Source organism: Marivita sp., from assembly GCF_017643905.1.
Lineage (GTDB): Bacteria > Pseudomonadota > Alphaproteobacteria > Rhodobacterales > Rhodobacteraceae > Marivita.
Window position 1 is genome coordinate 39,094 of the sequence record NZ_JAEPMO010000005.1, and the last position, 17,863, is coordinate 56,956.

Consider the following 17,863-nt stretch of genomic DNA (forward strand, 5'->3'; position numbering starts at 1 on the left):
GATCAATCGTCATCGTCGTCATCGTCGTCATTGCCTCCACCACCGCGACCACTGTTGTCGTCCCGGTCGTCGTCCCGGTCGTCGTCCCGGTCATCGTCGCGATCGTCATCGTCATCACGATCGTCACGGTCATCATCGCGACCGCTGTTGCTGCTGCCGCTACCGCTGTTGTCGCTGTCATCGTCGGCGTCATCATCGTCGACGTCGTTGCTACGGTCGTCATCGACGTCATCGTCGTCGCGGCCCCGTCTGCCGTTGTCATCGGACCGATCTTCGTAATCCCGCAAGATCGCGCCCGTGGCGGGGTTCAGGACGATCTCGCGGCTTCCCCGCGGCCCGGTTGCAACGATCCGTGTCCGTCCAAGCAGCGTCCGCGCAACCCGTATTCTCTGGTAGCCCTGACGCTTCAGCTGATTGACCACCTGTTCCTCGGCCGTCTGCGCAAAAAGCGCGCCGGGGAAGGTGACGCCTGCGAGCAGGCTTGCCATGAGCTGTCTTCGTTTCATTCCCAACCTCCAAGAGGTTCCCGCCGGTTGGGGCGAGAACCTCTGGTCTTCAGCTATCAGATCGATCAATCGTCGTCATCATTGTCGTCGTCGTCGTCATCGTCGCGATCATCATCCCGGTCGTCGTCGCGATCATCGTCGTCGTCATCGTCGTCGTGGGAATCGTCATCACGCCCACGATCATCATCGCCGTTGTCATCGTCGCGGCCACCCCGATCGTCGTCGCGGTCATCATCGCGATCGTCATCGTCGCGATCGTCATCGTCGCGGCCGCTGCGGCGGTCATCATCGTCATCGTCGTCATCACCCCTGCCGCTACGGCGGTCGTCGTCGCGACTGTCATCGGAGCTTGCGCTGTCGACAAAGTCACGGTTCCGGTTGTCGATTTCCACGCCCGGACGGGTGTCTTCCCCGGATCGCACGGTTTCAACCTCTTGCTTGATGACCTCGCCTGTGGCGCGGTCAAAAACGGTTTCGACCTTTTCGGTGCCACGGATCGCTTCGACCTTGGTCTGGGTCACCCCGTTCTTGACTTCGATCCGGGTGAACCCCTGCGCCTGAAGATCGCTCACAAGCTGATCCGTCGACATACTGCCGGTCCCGGCGAAAGTGGTCGAGGTGCTGGTCGACGTCGCAGTCGTTGTGCGACTGTCATCCGAGACACGTCCGACATCGACGAAATTGCGATCACGATTGCGGATTTCGACACCCGGTCGCGTGTCTTCGCCAGCACGTACACGTTCGACCTCCTGTTTGAGGATGTTGCCGGTGGCGCGGTCATAGACCACTTCGAGCTTCTGTGTGCCGCGGATCGCCTCGACCTTGATCTGGCCGATGCCATTGTCGATCTCAATACGCTGGAAACCCTGCTTGGTCAGGTCGTTGATGATCTGATCGGTTGCGGATTGCGCCATGGCCATTGTGCTGGCGAAGGTCGCGACGACCGCGGAAATCAATGTCTTTTTCACTGGTTAAGTCCTTTCATGTCCGGTGGCCTGCGGAAATGCAGATGAACCGAACCTGACCGCTTCCGTCGCAGTGAGATATTTGCAGATGGTTTAAACCCCGGTCCATAAACCCACGCCCAACGCGCCTAAACCCAGGTTTATGAGGACCCTTGGGGGTATCGCGGCAAAGAAAAACCCCCCGCGCTTGGGGCGCGAGGGGTCTGGAGGTAGGACTAGACCGAAGGTTTATACGGCAGGGCTCAGCCCATCTCGAATCCGAAGTGTTTGGCAACCGTAAAGATGTCTTTGTCACCGCGTCCGCACATGTTCATGCAGATGATGTGATCCTTCGGCAGATCGGGCGCGATCTTCATGACGTGGGCCAGCGCGTGGCTCGGCTCCAACGCAGGAATGATGCCTTCCAGTTCACAGCACAGCTGGAACGCGGCCAGCGCTTCCTTGTCGGTGATCGACACGTATTGCGCGCGACCAATGTCGTGCAGCCAAGCGTGTTCCGGTCCGATGCCGGGATAGTCGAGACCTGCGGAGATGCTGAACCCTTCGAGGATCTGCCCGTCTTCATCCTGCAACAGATAGGTGCGGTTGCCATGCAGAACGCCGGGACGGCCCCCGGTGAGGGAGGCACAATGCTCCATCTTTTCGTTAACGCCCTTGCCGCCCGCTTCGACGCCGATGATGGTGACATCGGTATCGTCAAGGAACGGGTAGAAGAGGCCCATCGCGTTTGACCCACCGCCGATGGCGGCGATCAGGGTGTCGGGCAGACGGCCCTCGGCCTCCATCATCTGCTCCTTGGCTTCCTTGCCGATGATCGCCTGAAAGTCGCGAACCATTGCCGGGTACGGGTGTGGCCCGGCCACGGTGCCGATGCAGTAGAACGTGTCGCGCACATTGGTCACCCAGTCGCGGAGCGCGTCGTTCATCGCATCCTTGAGCGTGCCGCGACCCGAGGTCACCGGCACCACCTCGGCGCCCAGCAGTCTCATGCGGAAAACGTTGGGGGCCTGACGTTCCACATCATGGGCGCCCATATAGACGACGCATTTCAGTCCGAACTTGGCGCAGACGGTGGCGGTGGCGACGCCGTGCTGACCCGCGCCGGTTTCGGCGATGATGCGGGTTTTGCCCATGCGTCGGGCGAGGATGATCTGGCCCAGCACGTTGTTGATCTTGTGCGCACCAGTGTGGTTCAGCTCGTCACGCTTCATGTAGACCTTGGCACCGCCCAGATGCTCTGTCAGGCGTTCGGCGTGATAAAGCGGCGACGGACGGCCTACATAATGCTTCCAGAGAAAGTCCATTTCGGCCCAGAAGCTGTCGTCGGTCTTGGCGCGCTCGTACTGCTCTTCCAATTCGAGGATGAGCGGCATCAGCGTCTCGGACACGAACCGACCACCGAAGATACCGAACCGGCCCTTTTCGTCGGGACCGGTCATGAAGCTGTTGAATAGATCGTTCATCGCGCGCCTCTTTTGTCGAACGGGACACAGGTAGCGGGGTGCAGCGGGATGAGCAAGGGCAAGCGCCTTCGAAGGCGCTTGGGACCGCGTTTCGAAACGCGGTTTTTAAGCCAATTCGAATTGGCTTGGCTCACGCGATTTCGAAATCGCGTTCACCGGACCCGCCGGATCGGAAGATCGTTGCAGAACACGACATAGTGGCGACCGTTGCGGACTGCCTGAAACCCGCGTCTGTGCACCTCGGCGATGAAGGCGTCATATCCGACAAGCCGTTCGACATCGCGGATCTGGCGTTTCACCACACCGCCCTTCTGCGCCTCAGCCGAGGACAGCATCTGGGTCAGCCAGATTTCGGGTGTGAGGTGATCGGGAAGATGTGTCATGCGCCTGTTTTTGCCCGATCAAGGTAAACCGAAGGTTAATCCGCCGCCGACCGCTCCAACGCCGGATAGCGCGCCGCCAGCGTCGCGCCCCTCGCCACGAAGGAAATCAGCAGCGCGATCCACAGCCCGTGATTGGCAAAAAATGGCACAAGCGCATATGCGGCTCCGGCATAGACCAGTGCCGAAAGCGCCATCATGTTGCGCATGTCGGCGGTGCGGGTGGCACCGATGAAGACGCCGTCCAGCATGAAGGATGCGAGCGCCAAAACCGGCGCGCAGACCATCCACGGCAGATAGACCGCTGCCGCCGCCTGCACTTCGGCGTTCTTGGCCATCACAGCCACGATGTCGTTGCCGAAGATTCCGAACCCCAGCGTCAGCGCTACCGCAGCCCCCAGCCCCCAAAGGCTTGCCACCCATACCGCGCGGCGCAGGACCGGCACGGCCCGCGCGCCGACCGCCTGCCCCACCAAAGCCTCGGCAGAAAAGGCAAAGCCGTCCAGCGCGTAGGAGGTGATGCTCAGGAATTGAAGCAGTACCTGATTCGCCGCGAGCGTCACATCCCCGAAATCCGCCGCCAGGAACAGGAAGGACAGAAAGATCAGCTGCAACAGCAGCGACCGGATCAGGATGTCCGAATTGACCTGTGCCATCCGCACCAGCTTGACCCTGTCGAACACCCGCGCCCAGTCGCGCCACGCGGGGACGCGGAACGCGGCGCGGCACAGGTAGAGCCCCATTGCCAGACCGCTCCATTCCGCGAGGAAGGTGGCGAAGGCCACACCATTCACGCCCCAACCCAGACCCAGCACGAACCAGACGTTCAGCACCACGTTGATGCCGTTCATCCAGAGTTGCAGCACCAGAACCCCACGGGTGCGTTCCTGCGCAATGAGCCAACCGGTGATGCCGAAGACGGCAATGGCGGCAGGGGCCGACCAGATGCGGATTTGCATGTACCCGGTGGCCAGCACCTCGACCTCGGCACTGGCCGGGGACAGCCAGAACGCAGCCCAGAGGATCGGCACTTGCAGCACGATGATCAGTGCGCCGCCGGCAAAGGCGATCATCAGCACCCGCGTCAGAAGCGCTGCTACCTCGGCGCGGTTGCCCTGCCCCAGCGCTTGTGCCGCAAGCCCGGTTGTCCCCATCCGCAGAAAGCCGAAGATCCAGTAAATCGCCGACAGCACAATCGCGCCGATGCCCACCGCGCCAATGGGTGCCGCCTCGCCCATCTGACCGACAACTCCGGTGTCCACCGCGCCCAGAATGGGGATGGTGACATTGGACAGCACGATCGGCAACGCAATCTTGAGAACGCGCCGGTTGGTGATGTCCTGCGGCGCAACCGCCGTGTCAGTCATTGGATTGGTCAGGCCTCGGCATCAGAAAATGTGCGGTCGCCTGTGCGAAAGGCCGATCCTTGTTGTCTTGCCAAGCTTCGGCCTGCACAGAGGCATAGCGACGGCCCGCGCGGGTGATTGTGGCGCGGGCATAGGCGTCACGCGGCAGACCAGAGCGCAGGTAGTCCACGGTGAAGTCGATGGTCTTGGGCAGGCGCGGGAGATTGCCTGCGGCCAAGGCCTCGGCGTCGAGAGCGCCGCTTTCAAAGTCTTCCCAGATGTACGCCCAGCTGAGGGAGATCATCGCCGTGACCTCAAGAAACGCCGCTGTGACGCCACCATGAATGGCAGGCAGCATCGGGTTGCCGATCAGCTTTTCGTCGAAGGACAAGACGCCGGTCAGTTCGTCGCCGCGCCTGTCAAAGCTGATGCCCATGAACGTGATGTAAGGCACCCCGCCCACAAGAGCCTTCAGCGCGGCATCGCGGCGTTGTTTGACGACTTGAACCGGCTCGGGTGTTTTGCGTGCCATGTCAGCGGCCCTCCACGGTGAAGGCACCTGTCGCGGTGGCCACGGGGCGGTCGGTGTCTTCGTCGCACGCAGTCGCGCGGACAAAGGCGACAGAGCGGGTGATGTGATAGACCTCGGCCCGTGCGGTAATCGCCTGTCCGGGGGTAGCGGCGCGCATGTAGTCGATGCGCAGATCGATGGTGGCAGTGCCCGCAGGCGCGTCCGGGTGGCTCATGACTGCCGCACCGCCGCAGGTGTCCATCAGGGCCGACACCGCGCCGCCATGAATGACCCCGGTCTTGGGATCACCAATGAAGCGTTCGTCATAGGGCATCGTGATCTCAGCCATGCCATCGCCCAGCGCGGTGACTTCCATGCCAAGCGCTTTCGAATGGGGAATGGTCTGGATGAACTGCCTTGCGATTTTGGCTTTGTCGACGGTCATGGTCTGTCCTTCACTGGTGCGCCCGGTTTACGCCGCTTCGCCACCAGAGGCCAGCCGTGTGATGACGCTGTTGCTCTGGCGGCTGCACGCTTTTATGGTCGCTCAGGGAGAGGGTTTCGGCATGAACGATCAGCGTCTGAGTTTCAAAGAGATGTGCGCCAGGTTTGATGTGACGCCACGCACGCTCAGGTATTACGAATATATCGAACTGCTGCAGCCCGACCGCGAGGGGCGGTCGCGGTGGTATGGTCCGAAAGAGGTTGCCCGGATGACGCTCATCCTGCGTGGGCGCAAATTCGGGTTTCAGCTAGAAGACATCCGGCAATGGCTGCTGATCTATGAAAAGGACGGCACCGAAGCGCAGATGCGCGCATGGATCGCCTTGGCCGACCGGCAACTTGGCGAACTGGCCGAACAGCGCAAACAGCTTGATCAGGCCATCGACGAGTTGCAGAAATTGCGCGACGACACAGCCGACAGCCTCAACAGCTGACCGACAGCCACCCAAACGACTCAGTTGCGCTTGGGCCTTTTACACACTGGCCCTGGCCCGGAACGGCTGACTTCGGGTCAGGAATTCCTGACCTGCCCGCACATGCCACCCAAAGCGCTTTGAAACAATATTTCCGTCACATGAGGGTGACGTTGCCTGATCTTACGTCAACGAAAAAGTGACGTGGCGTCTGAGTTACGTCAACGTAAATTCCCATTGTAAGAAGGCACCAGCCCTCGCATTTCGCTGCCATGACCGGCACCGAAAAGGATGATGAGACATGACCGACGACCGTATCATGACGATCAGAGAAATGTGTGACGCCTATGACGTCACGCCGCGCACTCTGCGTTTCTACGAAGCCAAGGAACTGCTGTTCCCGATCCGCGAAGGGCAGAAACGACTGTTCACCAAGCGCGACCGCGCACGGCTCAAGCTGATCCTGCGCGGCAAGCGCTTTGGTTTCAGCCTCGAAGAAATCCGTCAGCTTCTGGACCTCTATCACATGGGCGACCAGCAGCAGACACAATTGGCCCGCACCTACGAAATCGCACAACAGCGCCTGTCTGACATGGAAGCGCAACGTGATGAGCTTAATCAGGCCATCGACGAACTCAAGGAACAGATGCGTTGGGGCGAGAAGATGCTTGCCTCGATGGATCAAAGCAAACGCGCGGCCGAGTAAGCCGCACCGCTTTTTAGGGAGACCCGCAATGCCAAGCTATACCGCACCTCTGAAAGACATGCAGTTCATCCTGCACGACGTTCTGAACGCCTCTGAACAAGACATTCCCGGTTACGCGGAACTCGACCGCGATTTCACCGGCGCGGTGATCGAGGAAGCGGGCAAACTGGCATCTGACGTGCTCATGCCGCTGAACGCGGTCGGCGACACCGAAGGCTGTGTGCTGGAAAATGGCGTCGTGCGCACACCGAAGGGCTTCAAGGAAGCCTTTGACATGATGCGCGATGGCGGCTGGACCGCGCTGGACTGCGATCCGGAATATGGCGGTCAGGGTCTTCCCTACCTGATGCACACCGCGGCACAGGAACCCTTCGTGTCGTCGAACATGGCCTTCAACATGTATCAGGGTCTGACCCACGGAGCCTATTCGGCGATCTATTTCCACGGCTCGGACGAACAGAAGCAGACCTATCTGCCCAAGATGACGACCTGCGAATGGACAGGCACCATGAACCTGACCGAACCGCATTGCGGCACCGATCTGGGCCTGATGCGCACCAAGGCGGTTCCGCAGGACGATGGCAGCTACAAGATCACCGGTCAGAAGATCTTCATCTCGGCGGGCGATCACGACATGGCCGAGAACATCATCCACCTCGTTCTGGCGAAGATCCCCGGCGGCCCCGAGGGCATCAAGGGCGTATCGCTCTTCATCGTGCCCAAGTTCATCGTGAACGAAGACGGCAGCCTGGGCGACCGTAACGGCGTGTCGGTCGGTAAAATCGAAGAAAAGATGGGCATCCACGGCAACGCCACCTGCGTCATGAACTATGACGAGGCGACCGGTTACCTGATCGGTGAGATGCACAAGGGCATGCGCGCCATGTTCACCATGATGAACGAAGCGCGTCTGGGTGTGGGCCTGCAAGGCTACGCGCAGGCCGAAGTGGCCTATCAGAACGCAGTGGCTTATGCGAATGACCGTCTTCAGGGCCGCGACGTGACCGGGGCCAAGGCGCCCGAGAAATCGGCCGACCCGATCATCGTGCACCCCGACATCCGTCGCAACCTTATGGATCAGAAGTCCTTTACCGAAGGTGCGCGGGCCTTCACCTACTGGGGTGCATACCTGATCGACCGGGCACACAAGAATTCCGACAAGGACGCCGATGGCCTGATTTCCCTGCTGACCCCGATCATTAAGGGGTTCCAGACCGACAAGGGCTTCGAGATGGCGGTGAACGCCCAGCAGGTCTATGGCGGCCATGGCTATATCGAGGAATGGGGCATGTCCCAATTCGCCCGCGACGCCCGGATCGCCATGATCTACGAAGGCGCCAACGGCATTCAGGCGCTGGATCTGGTGGGCCGCAAGCTCGCGCAGGACGGCGGCAAGCACGTGATGGCGTTCTTCGAGATGATCAAGACGTTTGCAGCGGAAAACAAAGGTCAGGATGAGGCGTTCGACCGCGACTTCCTCGACCCGCTGAAATCGGCGTCGAAGGATTTGCAGGCCGCAGCGATGTATTTCATGCAGAACGGCATGAAGAACCCGAACAACGCTTTGGCCGGGTCCTATGACTTTATGCACATGTTTGGACATGTCTGCCTTGGCTACATGTGGGCGCGGATGGGGCTTGCAGCCTCCAAGGCTTTGAAAGACGGTGCGTCCGACGTGGCGTTCTACGAGACAAAGCTGGCCACCGGGCGCTACTACATGGCACGCCAACTACCCGCGACCAAGATGCACCTAGCGCGCATCGAAACCGGGGCCGAGCCGGTGATGGCGCTGGAGGCCGCGAATTTCTGAGGTGGCGGTGCGTGCTCGCACGCACCCTACCGCACACGAATAGCTTGCACGCAAAAGGGAGGGGAGCCGGATGCGATCGACCTGGATGACAGACGAGCACGAGATGCTTGCCGAGATGACGGCCAAGTTCATCGAGACCGAATGGCAGCCGCTCTATGACAAATGGCGCAAGCAGGGCCAGATGGATCGCGAGACCTGGATGCAGGCCGGCGAACTGGGTCTGCTTTGCCCCTCCGTGCCCGAAGAATACGGCGGTGCAGGCGGCGATTTCGGCCATGAGGCGGTGATCCTGATCGAAGCGGCCCGCGCCAATCTGGCAAGCTGGGGCCACGGCATCCATTCCGGCATCGTCGCGCATTACATCCTTGCCTATGGCACTGAAGAGCAAAAGAAACGCTGGCTGCCCAAGATGGTCACCGGCGAGCTGGTGGGTGCTTTGGCGATGACCGAACCCTCGGGCGGATCGGACGTACAGGGCATCAAGACCCGTGCCGCCCGCGACGGCAACGCATACCGTTTGTCGGGGCAAAAGACGTTCATCACCAACGGCCAGCATGCGAACCTGATCATCGTGGCGGCCAAGACTGACCCGTCGCTTGGATCAAAAGGAACGTCTTTGGTCGTCGTGGAAACTGATGGCGCCGAGGGTTTTCAGCGCGGGCGCAATCTGGAAAAGATCGGCTGCCACGCGGCGGACACGTCAGAGCTTTTCTTCGACAATGTCGAGATCGCGCCGGAAAACCTGCTGGGTGGAGAAGAAGGCCAGGGCTTCTACCAGATGATGAAACAACTGCCGCAGGAACGGCTCATCATCGGATGCGGGGCTGTTGGAGCGATGGAAGGCGCGGTTGCGCGCACCATCGCCTATTGCAAGGAACGCGAAGCCTTTGGCGGACCTCTCACGCAGTTCCAGAACACCCGCTTCAAGCTGGCGGAATGCCAGACCAAGACCACCGTCGCGCGCGCCTTCCTCGATAATTGCATGGAAGAGCATCTGCGCGGCGCGTTGACAGTCGAGAAGGCCGCGATGGCGAAATACTGGCTTTCGGACACCCAGGGCGAAGTGCTCGACGAATGTGTGCAACTGCATGGTGGCTATGGCTACATGCAGGAATATGCCGTCGCCGAGATGTGGGCAGATGCCCGCGTGCAGCGCATCTACGGTGGCACCAACGAGATCATGAAAGAGCTGATTGCGAGGGCGCTTTAATGCGGTCAGCCTTTGCGCAAACGGAGAGTTCGGAATGCCTCCGGCGGGAGTTTATTTGGCAAGATGAAGGGGCGCGGCAAGCTCCACCCCGCCGGTCGGCCTCTTTACCACGCGGTGTCAGGCACAGTCGGCGGGGCTTCACCTTGCACATGGCTCAACTCTCCAGTCTGCCATGCCTACCCAGTATGGGGCGGTTAACCTTAACGGGCCGTAAAGAAAAGCGCGTCCCCTGCTTCATCTTGCCAAATAAACTCCCGCCGGAGGCTCCCGGCCTCTCCGCCCAACCCTGACAATCGAGGATCAGACCAGATGACCATTCAACTCTATTGCTTTGGCGAAAGCGGGCATTCCTACAAGGCGGCGCTGGCGCTGGAACTGGCGGGACTGGACTGGGAGCCGGTGAAGGTTGATTTCTTCAATGGCGAGACCCGCACGCCAGAGTACCGTGCCCGCGTGAACGAGATGGGCGAAGCGCCTGTGCTGGTGGACGGCGATGTAAAACTGACGCAATCGGGTGTGATCCAGACCTACCTGTCGGACACATACGGCAAGTTCGGCGGCAAAGACGCAATGGAGAAGCTGGAGATCCTGCGCTGGATCATCTGGGACAACCAGAAATTCAGCGGCACATCGGGGCCGTTGCGCTTCTTGATGAATTTCCTGCCCGAAGACAAACGCCCCGCCGAGGTGATTACCTTCATGCAAGGCCGGATGAAAGCGGCCTACGCGGTGCTAGACGCGCATCTGGAGGGGCGCGACTGGATTGTCGGCAACTCTGTCACCAATGCGGACCTGACCTGTTGCGGCTACCTGTTTTACCCCGAACCGTTCGGTTTTGACCGGGCGGATTGGCCGAATATCGATCGCTGGCTTTCCAATATCCAGGGACTGCCAGGCTGGAAACACCCTTACGATTTGATGCCCGGATCCCCTGCGGATCGGGCCTGAGACGGAGAGCAGAATGACTGAAGCATATATCTATGACGCCGTGCGCACACCGCGCGGCAAGGGCCGGAAAGACGGCAGCCTGCACGAGGTGACCTCGGTGCGCCTGAGCGCGCAGGTGTTGGACGCGGTGAAGGACCGCAACGGGCTTGAGGGTCATGCGGTCGAAGACGTGATCTGGGGCAATGTCACCCAGGTCGGCGAACAGGGTGGCTGCCTTGCGCGCACAGCCGTGCTGGCGTCGGGGCTGGATCAGTCGATCCCCGGTCTCGCCATCAACCGGTTCTGTGCGTCGGGCATGGAAGCGGTGAACCTTGCCGCCAACCAGGTCAAGGGCGGTGCAGGCGACGCCTATATCGCGGGCGGTGTCGAGATGATGGGCCGTGTTGCCATGGGCAGCGATGGTGCGGCGATTGCCGTGGACCCGTCGGTCGCGATGGAGACATATTTCGTGCCGCAGGGCATTTCGGCCGACATCATCGCAACCGAATACGGGTTCAGCCGCGATGATGCCGATATGCTGGCCATGGAAAGCCAGCGCCGGGCGAAAGCCGCCTGGGATGAAAACCGCTTCGCCAAGTCGATCATCACCGTGCGCGATCAGAACGGCTTGAGCATTCTGGATCACGACGAGTACATGCGTCCGGGCACTGACATGCAGAGCCTTGGGGGTTTGAACCCTGCCTTCCAGCAAATGGGCGAAGTGATGCCGGGTTTCGATGCGATTGCGCTGATGAAATACCCGCATCTGGAGCGGATCAACCACATCCACCACGCGGGCAACTCGTCCGGCATCGTCGATGGCGCCGCAGGCGTGCTGATCGGCAACAAGGAATTCGGCGAGAAATGGGGCCTCAAACCCCGCGCCCGGATCAAGGCGACTGCCAAGATCGGCACCGATCCGACCATCATGCTCACAGGCCCGGTTCCGGTGACGGAAAAGATCCTCGCCGACAGTGGTATGTCCATCAGCGATATCGACCTCTTTGAGGTGAACGAGGCGTTTGCCTCGGTGGTGCTGCGGTTCATGCAGGCCTTCGATGTGGACGACAGTGTGGTCAACGTGAACGGCGGCTCCATCGCCATGGGTCACCCGCTGGGTGCCACGGGCGCGATCATCATTGGCACGCTGCTGGACGAGTTGGAGCGCACCGGCAAAGGCACGGGCCTTGCCACGCTTTGCATCGCGTCCGGCATGGGGGCCGCCACGATCATCGAGCGGGTCTGAGCCATGTCGTAGGTCGAGCAGGAGACGGCATACGAGATCGGCTACGCGCTTCTGAACAAGACGAAGCGCGCCTATTTCGAGGACGATTTCACGCTCTTCGCAAGTGCGTTCCTGCTGCCGCACGAACATGTGACGCTGCAGGGTTGGGCGGTTCTGGAAACCGAAGAGGATCTGCGGATGCTGTTTGAACGGATGAAGGCCGAGTTCCAACGGCTCGAGGTGGACGACATCGTGCATCCACTCGTGTCTGCCGAATTCGTCACACCGTTCAATATCCTGGGAACGGCGGAGTCACATATCTACTCGCGGGGGAAACGGGTGGCTGAACCCTATGCGGTGCAATCGACCCTAATGAGATGCGGCAACGAATGGCGCATCGCCACGGCCAATTACTGTGTCCCGCTTTCGACACGTGGATTGCCTGCGGCGTTGATGCCACCAGCATTTCCGTCCGAGACCCCTTTGCCATCGCAGGGAGGCGACGATGCCAGTCATCGCTCTTGATCCGCTGCCGCAGTGCGTTTCCTGCGAAACTTGGCCTCGGGAGTTCACGTGATGTCCCTGTCCCCCGCAGTCCGCATCTACCAGGACAACCTTGATGCCGTCTCAAAGGCATTGATGGAGGGCGATCTGCGCGAAATGATGCGCCACATCGCAATCCCCAACATGATGTCGACGCATGATACCGAGATCGTCATGTCCTCGCCCGAGGAGCTGGACATGGTGATGTCGGATTTCCGCACACAGCTGATGGGGCGCGGGGTCGTGACTTACACCCGAACCTGCCTTGAGGCTGATTTCGTCGCCGGGCGAGACGACATGATCGCGGGGCGTCACCGCACGGAAACCAAGGGCGCCAACGGCGTCGCGGTCAATCCGTACCTCAACCACATGGTATTGATGCGGATTGATGGCTCGTGGATGGGCATCTGGCTCCAGGCCATCCTCGCCAACACCGAGCTGGAAATCCTCAGCCCCGATATTGCGGCGGCACAGGCTGAAGCCCGCCGCCTTCTTGATACAATTCGCCGCTGATGCGGCGCAGAAAAAGACCCACGAAAGGGAAGACAAGATGACCGATTTCACAATGACAAAGGATGCCGAGGGCATCGCGACGATCACCTGGGATGTGCCCGAAAAGTCGATGAACGTGCTGAGCTTCGAGGGCTTGCAGACGCTCAACGATCTGGTGGACGACGCGCTTCGGGATGAGGCGGTAAAGGGTATCATCATCACCTCTGGCAAGGCCGATTTCGCCGCAGGCATGGACCTGAACGTGTTGGCGACTCTCAAGGAAGCAGGCGCCGAGGCGGTATTCGACGGGATCATGAAAATGCACGGCGTGCTGCGCAAGATCGAACTTGCAGGCATGGATCCCAAGACGCAGAAAGGCGGCAAGCCGGTTGCGGCCGTCCTGCCGGGAACGGCACTGGGCATCGGGCTTGAGATCCCGCTGGCCTGCCACAAGGTGTTTGCCGCTGACAACCCGAAGGCCAAGATCGGCCTGCCCGAAATCCTTGTCGGCATCTTCCCCGGTGCCGGTGGCACAACCCGCGTGGCGCGCAAGATGGGGGCGATGGCGGCTTCGCCCTTCCTGCTGGAGGGCAAGCTTTCCGATCCGAAGAAAGCCAAGGCCGCAGGCCTGATTGATGAGGTTGCCGAAGACCCGATGGCGGCGGCCCGCGACTGGGTTCTGTCGGCCAAGGACGCCGATCTGGTAAAACCATGGGATGCCAAGGGCTACAAGATGCCAGGCGGCGCACCATATCACCCGGCGGGCTTCATGACCTTTGTCGGCGCGTCCGCCATGGTCAACGGCAAGACCAAGGGTGTGTATCCTGCGGCCAAGGCGCTCTTGTCGGCGGTCTATGAAGGCGCGCTGGTGCCGTTCGACACCGCTCTGAAGATCGAGGCGCGGTGGTTCACGAGCGTCATCATGAACCCGTCCTCATCGGCGATGATCCGGTCGCTGTTCATCAACAAGGGTGCGCTTGAAAAAGGCGCCGTCCGTCCCGCTGACGTTGCTGACCAGCGGGTCAAGAAGGTCGGCGTGCTTGGTGCTGGCATGATGGGTGCGGGCATCGCGCTGGTGTCGGCGCAGGCGGGCATCGAGGTTGTGCTACTGGACCGCGATCAGGCGGCGGCGGACAAGGGCAAAGCCTATTCCGCCGACTATGCGGCCAAAGGTGTGTCCCGCAAGAAGATCACGCAAGACAAGGCCGATGCGATGCTGGCGCGGATCACTGCCACGACCGACTACAACGAACTGGCGGGTTGTGACCTCATCGTCGAAGCGGTGTTCGAAGACCCCAAGATCAAGGCCGAAGTGACCGCACAGGTCGAAGCGGTGATTGGTGAGGACTGCATCTTTGCCACCAACACCTCGACCCTGCCGATCAGCGATCTGGCGAAGGCCAGCAAGCGGCCCGAGCAGTTCATCGGCATTCATTTCTTCTCGCCGGTCGAGAAGATGATGCTGGTCGAGATCATCAAGGGCAAGGAAACCGGCGACCGTGCCGTGGCCAAGGCGCTCGACTTTGTGCGTCAGATCAAGAAGACCCCGATCGTGGTCAACGACGCGCGGTTCTTCTACGCCAACCGCTGCATCATCCCGTATATCAACGAAGGCATCCGGATGGTGAAGGAGGGCGTCGCCCCTGCCCTGATCGAAAACGCCGCCAAGATGGTCGGGATGCCGCTGGGTCCGCTGCAACTGGTCGATGAAACCTCGATTGATCTGGGGGCCAAGATCGCCCGCGCGACCCGTGCGGCGATGGGCGATGCCTATCCCGATGGCGCGGTGGACGAGGTGATCTTCTGGATGGAAGAGCAAGGGCGTCTGGGCCGCAAGGCGAAGGCCGGGTTCTACGATTACGACGCCGCTGGCAAGCGCCAAGGCCTGTCCGAGGTGGTCAAGGCGCAGTACCCGCAGGCCGAAGACCAACCTGATCTGATTGACGTGCAGCAACGTCTGCTGTTCGTGCAATCGCTCGAAGCGGTGCGTGCGCTGGAAGATGGTGTGCTCATGGACATCCGCGAAGGTGATGTGGGCGCAATCCTTGGCTGGGGCTTTGCACCGTGGTCCGGTGGCCCGCTGTCGTGGTTCGACATGCTGGGTGCGGAATATGCGGCAGAACGCTGCGACCAACTGGTCGAGGCGTATGGCGACCGCTTCGCTTGCCCTGCCCTGCTGCGCGACATGGCGACCAAAGGTCAGAGCTTCTACGGGCGCTTTGCGCCGGAGAAGGCGGCGGCGTGATGTCCGTGCCGGGCACATGCCCGGCCACCGCTTGAGCGTTTGGAACTTGCGTAGGCCGGGCAATTGCCCGGCTTCCTTTTATGTGAGAGCCGGGCAGAAGCCCGGCCTACCTCCTACTCCGACTGTAGTGCTGCGAACCGCTCCATCCGGTCGATATGGGGGGCCATTGTGCACCACTCATCCTCGACCGTGACCCAGTGGGCATCGCGGGTTTCTGCGTGGACAATGATGCGACCGGGTTCAGACGTGATCTCAGGCACCAAGATCATATTGAGGAAGAGGGCGAAAGCTTCGGCAGTCAGACACATGGGAAAACTCCTTTTTCAAGTGTCCTCCCATTGGCGATGTCCACCTCTGGCGGGTGGTGATGTCAATCTATCGCAAAAGCCTTACTTTTGATTGAAACCCTATGCTGCGTCGCAGCAATTTACGGTGAAAATGCCCGTGCGCTGTGCATAACCTATCAAACCGCACAGAATTCAGGCGCCGAAACGATACCCGAACCGGGCAATGTCCTCGGCGCACATCGCGGCCACGGCGGCAGCGGTCTGGTCTGAATAGGCACTGCGATAGTCTTTTGGCCGGGCCGACGCGTTGGCATGTGGCATGTCCAACCGGAAACCGAGATGCGCCTCCACCGGGGCGAGATCCGCGTCCAGATTCTCCAGCCGCACGTAGACCGAGGCGCGTTCGACCCCCGTTGCATCGGTCACATAGCGCGCCGCTGGAAAGGCCCGCAGGCTGGCTTCTGTGTCGGGGTGCAACACGAATGCCCCAAAGCTGGTAGCCTTGGCCAGCGTGATAGCAGGGTGATGGAAACTCTGCTGCCGGAGCCAGTGGTAATAGCTGACCATCCGGTCCCACGGGTTGCGCACCAGTGTGAAGATGAACATCCCGTCGAGATCGGACGGCGACAGCGCGCCGTCGAGATCGGCCAAGGTGCTGTGCTTCCAAAGCCGGCCTTTTGCGGCAAGCGTCTTGATCCGCCCCTTGCGTTTGATCGCCTTGGGGGTGTCGCCGATCAGGATGTCATCCCGATGCGCGCGCGCCTCCAGCGCAAAGGCCAGAGAGGTGCCCCCCGTCTTGGGGATATGCACGAAGATGAATTTCCGGGCGGGCGAGATGATCATACGCCAGAGGTGCCAGTTTGCGGCAGCTCTCGCAAGTTTGGGCTTTTCCCTTGTTCGATCCCTGCGCTATGTCACCCTGTACAGATTGTCGCAGGGAGGGCACGAGATGGGTTGGATGCGGGATGAAACGGGCCTTGAAAAGCGCACCGCGAATTATGTGCCACTGACGCCCCTGTCGCATCTACAACGCGCCGCAGAGGTATTCCCCGACACGATTGCCGTCGTGCATGGCGCGCATCGCAAGACCTACCGCGAATATCATGAGCGTGTTACCCGGCTGGCCTCGGCGCTTGTTGCCATGGGTGTGAAACCGGGCGACGTGGTGGCGACGATCCTGCCCAACATCCCCGCGCAGGCCGAGGCGCATTTTGGCGTGCCCGCCTGTGGTGCCGTTCTCAATACCATCAACACGCGTCTGGATGTAAACACGATTTCCTACATCCTCGACCATGGCGAGGCGAAGGTTGTCCTGTGTGACCCGCAGTTCATGCCCGTGCTGGCCAACGCCATAGAACAGATGGAGGGTCCCGCACCCAAGGTGATCGAAGTGGCCGATCCGCATGAAGGCGTGAACGCGGCGAGTGACTATCCCGAGTACGAAGACGTGCTGGCTGAGGGCGATCCTGATTTCAAATGGATCATGCCAGAAGACGAATGGGAGAGCCTCGCGCTCAACTACACTTCTGGCACCACGGGGCGGCCCAAGGGCGTGGTTTACCACCATCGCGGTGCATACCTGATGACGATGGGCACGGCGGTCAGTTGGGAAATGGCGCTGCGGCCCAAGTATCTAACGATTGTGCCGCTCTTTCATTGCAACGGGTGGAATCACACCTGGATGATGCCGCTGCTGGGTGGCACGGTTGTCTGCTGCCGCGATATCAGCGCAAAGGCGATCTACAATGCGATTGCCGATGAAGGCGTGACCCATTTCGGCGGTGCGCCCATCGTTCTGAACATGATCGTCAACTCCGACCCTGCAGATCGTCGGGAATTTGACCATCTGGTCAAAGTTTACACCGCCGGCGCGCCCCCAGCCCCGGCAACACTGGCCAAGATCGGCGATCTGGGCTTTCACGTGATGCAGGTCTACGGCCTGACCGAAACCTACGGCCATGTCACCGAGTGCGTCTGGAACGGCGACGCGTGGGACGGGCTGGAACAGGACGCCAAGTCCGCCATAAAGGCCCGCCAGGGTGTGGCCTTCCCGATGATGGAAAAGATCGACGTGCTGGATAACACTGGCCAACCCGTGCCGCGCGATGGCAAGATCCAGGGCGAGATCGTCATTCGCGGCAATGCGGTGATGAAGGGATACCTGAAGAATCCCAAGGCCACGGACGAGGCCTTTGAAGGCGGGCATTTCCATTCCGGCGACATCGCGGTGATGCACCCGGACAATTACTGCCAGATTGCGGATCGCGCGAAGGACATCATCATCTCGGGCGGCGAGAACATCTCATCCGTCGAGGTCGAAGGCTGCCTGA

General features: G+C 60.7%; 19 protein-coding genes. 10 read left to right on the forward strand and 9 right to left on the reverse strand.

The annotated features are described in order from the left end of the window. Nucleotides 1-2 precede the first annotated feature (2 nt). The 7 genes from JJ869_RS01515 to JJ869_RS01545 all read right to left on the reverse strand — a co-directional run bounded on the left by JJ869_RS01515 (nt 3) and on the right by JJ869_RS01545 (nt 5,616). Nucleotides 3-506, reverse strand: coding sequence for a hypothetical protein (locus JJ869_RS01515; RefSeq protein ID WP_292264208.1), 504 nt, complete (start codon nt 504-506; stop codon nt 3-5). A gap of 65 nt (nt 507-571) precedes the next feature. Next, the gene (locus JJ869_RS01520) at nt 572-1,474 is read right to left on the reverse strand and encodes a hypothetical protein (protein ID WP_292264209.1); all 903 of its coding nucleotides are present in this window, start codon (nt 1,472-1,474) and stop codon (nt 572-574) included. A 239-nt stretch (nt 1,475-1,713) separates the two neighbouring features. Beyond that, nucleotides 1,714-2,934, reverse strand: coding sequence for a tryptophan synthase subunit beta (gene trpB / locus JJ869_RS01525; RefSeq protein WP_292264210.1), 1,221 nt, complete (start codon nt 2,932-2,934; stop codon nt 1,714-1,716). 152 nt (nt 2,935-3,086) lie between these two features. Continuing rightward, nucleotides 3,087-3,317 carry an N-(5'-phosphoribosyl)anthranilate isomerase gene (locus tag JJ869_RS01530; protein ID WP_292264211.1) on the reverse strand — a complete coding sequence of 77 codons (231 nt, stop codon included), beginning with the start codon at nt 3,315-3,317 and terminating at the stop codon, nt 3,087-3,089. Between the two features lie 35 nt (nt 3,318-3,352). Then, nucleotides 3,353-4,681: an MATE family efflux transporter gene (locus JJ869_RS01535; RefSeq protein WP_292264212.1), complete on the reverse strand. Its 1,329-nt coding sequence runs from the start codon at nt 4,679-4,681 to the stop codon at nt 3,353-3,355. Continuing rightward, entirely contained in the window at nt 4,674-5,192 is a 519-nt protein-coding gene (locus JJ869_RS01540) for a PaaI family thioesterase (RefSeq protein ID WP_292264213.1), read from the reverse strand. The genes JJ869_RS01535 and JJ869_RS01540 overlap by 8 nt, the downstream gene beginning before the upstream one ends. A 1-nt stretch (nt 5,193) precedes the next feature. Continuing rightward, nucleotides 5,194-5,616, reverse strand: a complete 423-nt coding sequence (locus JJ869_RS01545; protein WP_292264214.1) for a PaaI family thioesterase — start codon at nt 5,614-5,616, stop codon at nt 5,194-5,196. Nucleotides 5,617-5,737: 121 nt separating this feature from the next. Between JJ869_RS01545 and JJ869_RS01550 the strand changes: the two genes are divergently transcribed. From JJ869_RS01550 to JJ869_RS01590, 9 genes are all read left to right on the forward strand, one after another. After that, the gene (locus tag JJ869_RS01550) at nt 5,738-6,109 is read left to right on the forward strand and encodes a MerR family DNA-binding transcriptional regulator (protein ID WP_292264215.1); all 372 of its coding nucleotides are present in this window, start codon (nt 5,738-5,740) and stop codon (nt 6,107-6,109) included. A gap of 280 nt (nt 6,110-6,389) precedes the next feature. Beyond that, entirely contained in the window at nt 6,390-6,794 is a 405-nt protein-coding gene (locus JJ869_RS01555) for a MerR family DNA-binding transcriptional regulator (protein ID WP_292264216.1), read from the forward strand. A 28-nt stretch (nt 6,795-6,822) separates the two neighbouring features. Continuing rightward, on the forward strand, nt 6,823-8,604 hold the full coding sequence (locus JJ869_RS01560; protein ID WP_292264217.1) for an acyl-CoA dehydrogenase C-terminal domain-containing protein: 1,782 nt from the start codon (nt 6,823-6,825) through the stop codon (nt 8,602-8,604). Between the two features lie 70 nt (nt 8,605-8,674). Then, a complete protein-coding gene (locus JJ869_RS01565; protein WP_292264218.1) occupies nt 8,675-9,814 on the forward strand; it encodes an acyl-CoA dehydrogenase family protein in 1,140 nt (379 codons plus the stop codon). A 309-nt stretch (nt 9,815-10,123) separates the two neighbouring features. After that, nucleotides 10,124-10,762 carry a glutathione S-transferase family protein gene (locus JJ869_RS01570; RefSeq protein WP_292264219.1) on the forward strand — a complete coding sequence of 213 codons (639 nt, stop codon included), beginning with the start codon at nt 10,124-10,126 and terminating at the stop codon, nt 10,760-10,762. A 13-nt stretch (nt 10,763-10,775) separates the two neighbouring features. Further along, a complete protein-coding gene (locus JJ869_RS01575; protein ID WP_292264220.1) occupies nt 10,776-11,987 on the forward strand; it encodes an acetyl-CoA C-acetyltransferase in 1,212 nt (403 codons plus the stop codon). A 129-nt stretch (nt 11,988-12,116) separates the two neighbouring features. Next, nucleotides 12,117-12,491, forward strand: a complete 375-nt coding sequence (locus JJ869_RS01580) for a hypothetical protein (RefSeq protein ID WP_292264221.1) — start codon at nt 12,117-12,119, stop codon at nt 12,489-12,491. A gap of 51 nt (nt 12,492-12,542) precedes the next feature. Then, nucleotides 12,543-13,022: a hypothetical protein gene (locus tag JJ869_RS01585; protein ID WP_292264222.1), complete on the forward strand. Its 480-nt coding sequence runs from the start codon at nt 12,543-12,545 to the stop codon at nt 13,020-13,022. A 37-nt stretch (nt 13,023-13,059) separates the two neighbouring features. Then, complete coding sequence (locus JJ869_RS01590; protein WP_292264223.1) at nt 13,060-15,246, forward strand: 3-hydroxyacyl-CoA dehydrogenase NAD-binding domain-containing protein; 2,187 nt, start codon at nt 13,060-13,062, stop codon at nt 15,244-15,246. 113 nt (nt 15,247-15,359) lie between these two features. On the opposite strand, the gene JJ869_RS01595 is transcribed toward JJ869_RS01590, so the two are convergent. Both JJ869_RS01595 and JJ869_RS01600 read right to left on the reverse strand, forming a co-directional pair. Further along, on the reverse strand, nt 15,360-15,554 hold the full coding sequence (locus JJ869_RS01595) for a hypothetical protein (protein ID WP_292264224.1): 195 nt from the start codon (nt 15,552-15,554) through the stop codon (nt 15,360-15,362). 171 nt (nt 15,555-15,725) lie between these two features. After that, the gene (locus JJ869_RS01600; RefSeq protein ID WP_292264225.1) at nt 15,726-16,376 is read right to left on the reverse strand and encodes a sulfotransferase family 2 domain-containing protein; all 651 of its coding nucleotides are present in this window, start codon (nt 16,374-16,376) and stop codon (nt 15,726-15,728) included. 106 nt (nt 16,377-16,482) lie between these two features. Between JJ869_RS01600 and JJ869_RS01605 the strand changes: the two genes are divergently transcribed. After that, nucleotides 16,483-17,863 (forward strand): AMP-binding protein (locus tag JJ869_RS01605; RefSeq protein ID WP_292264226.1); only part of this gene is annotated, 1,381 nt, incomplete at its 3' end.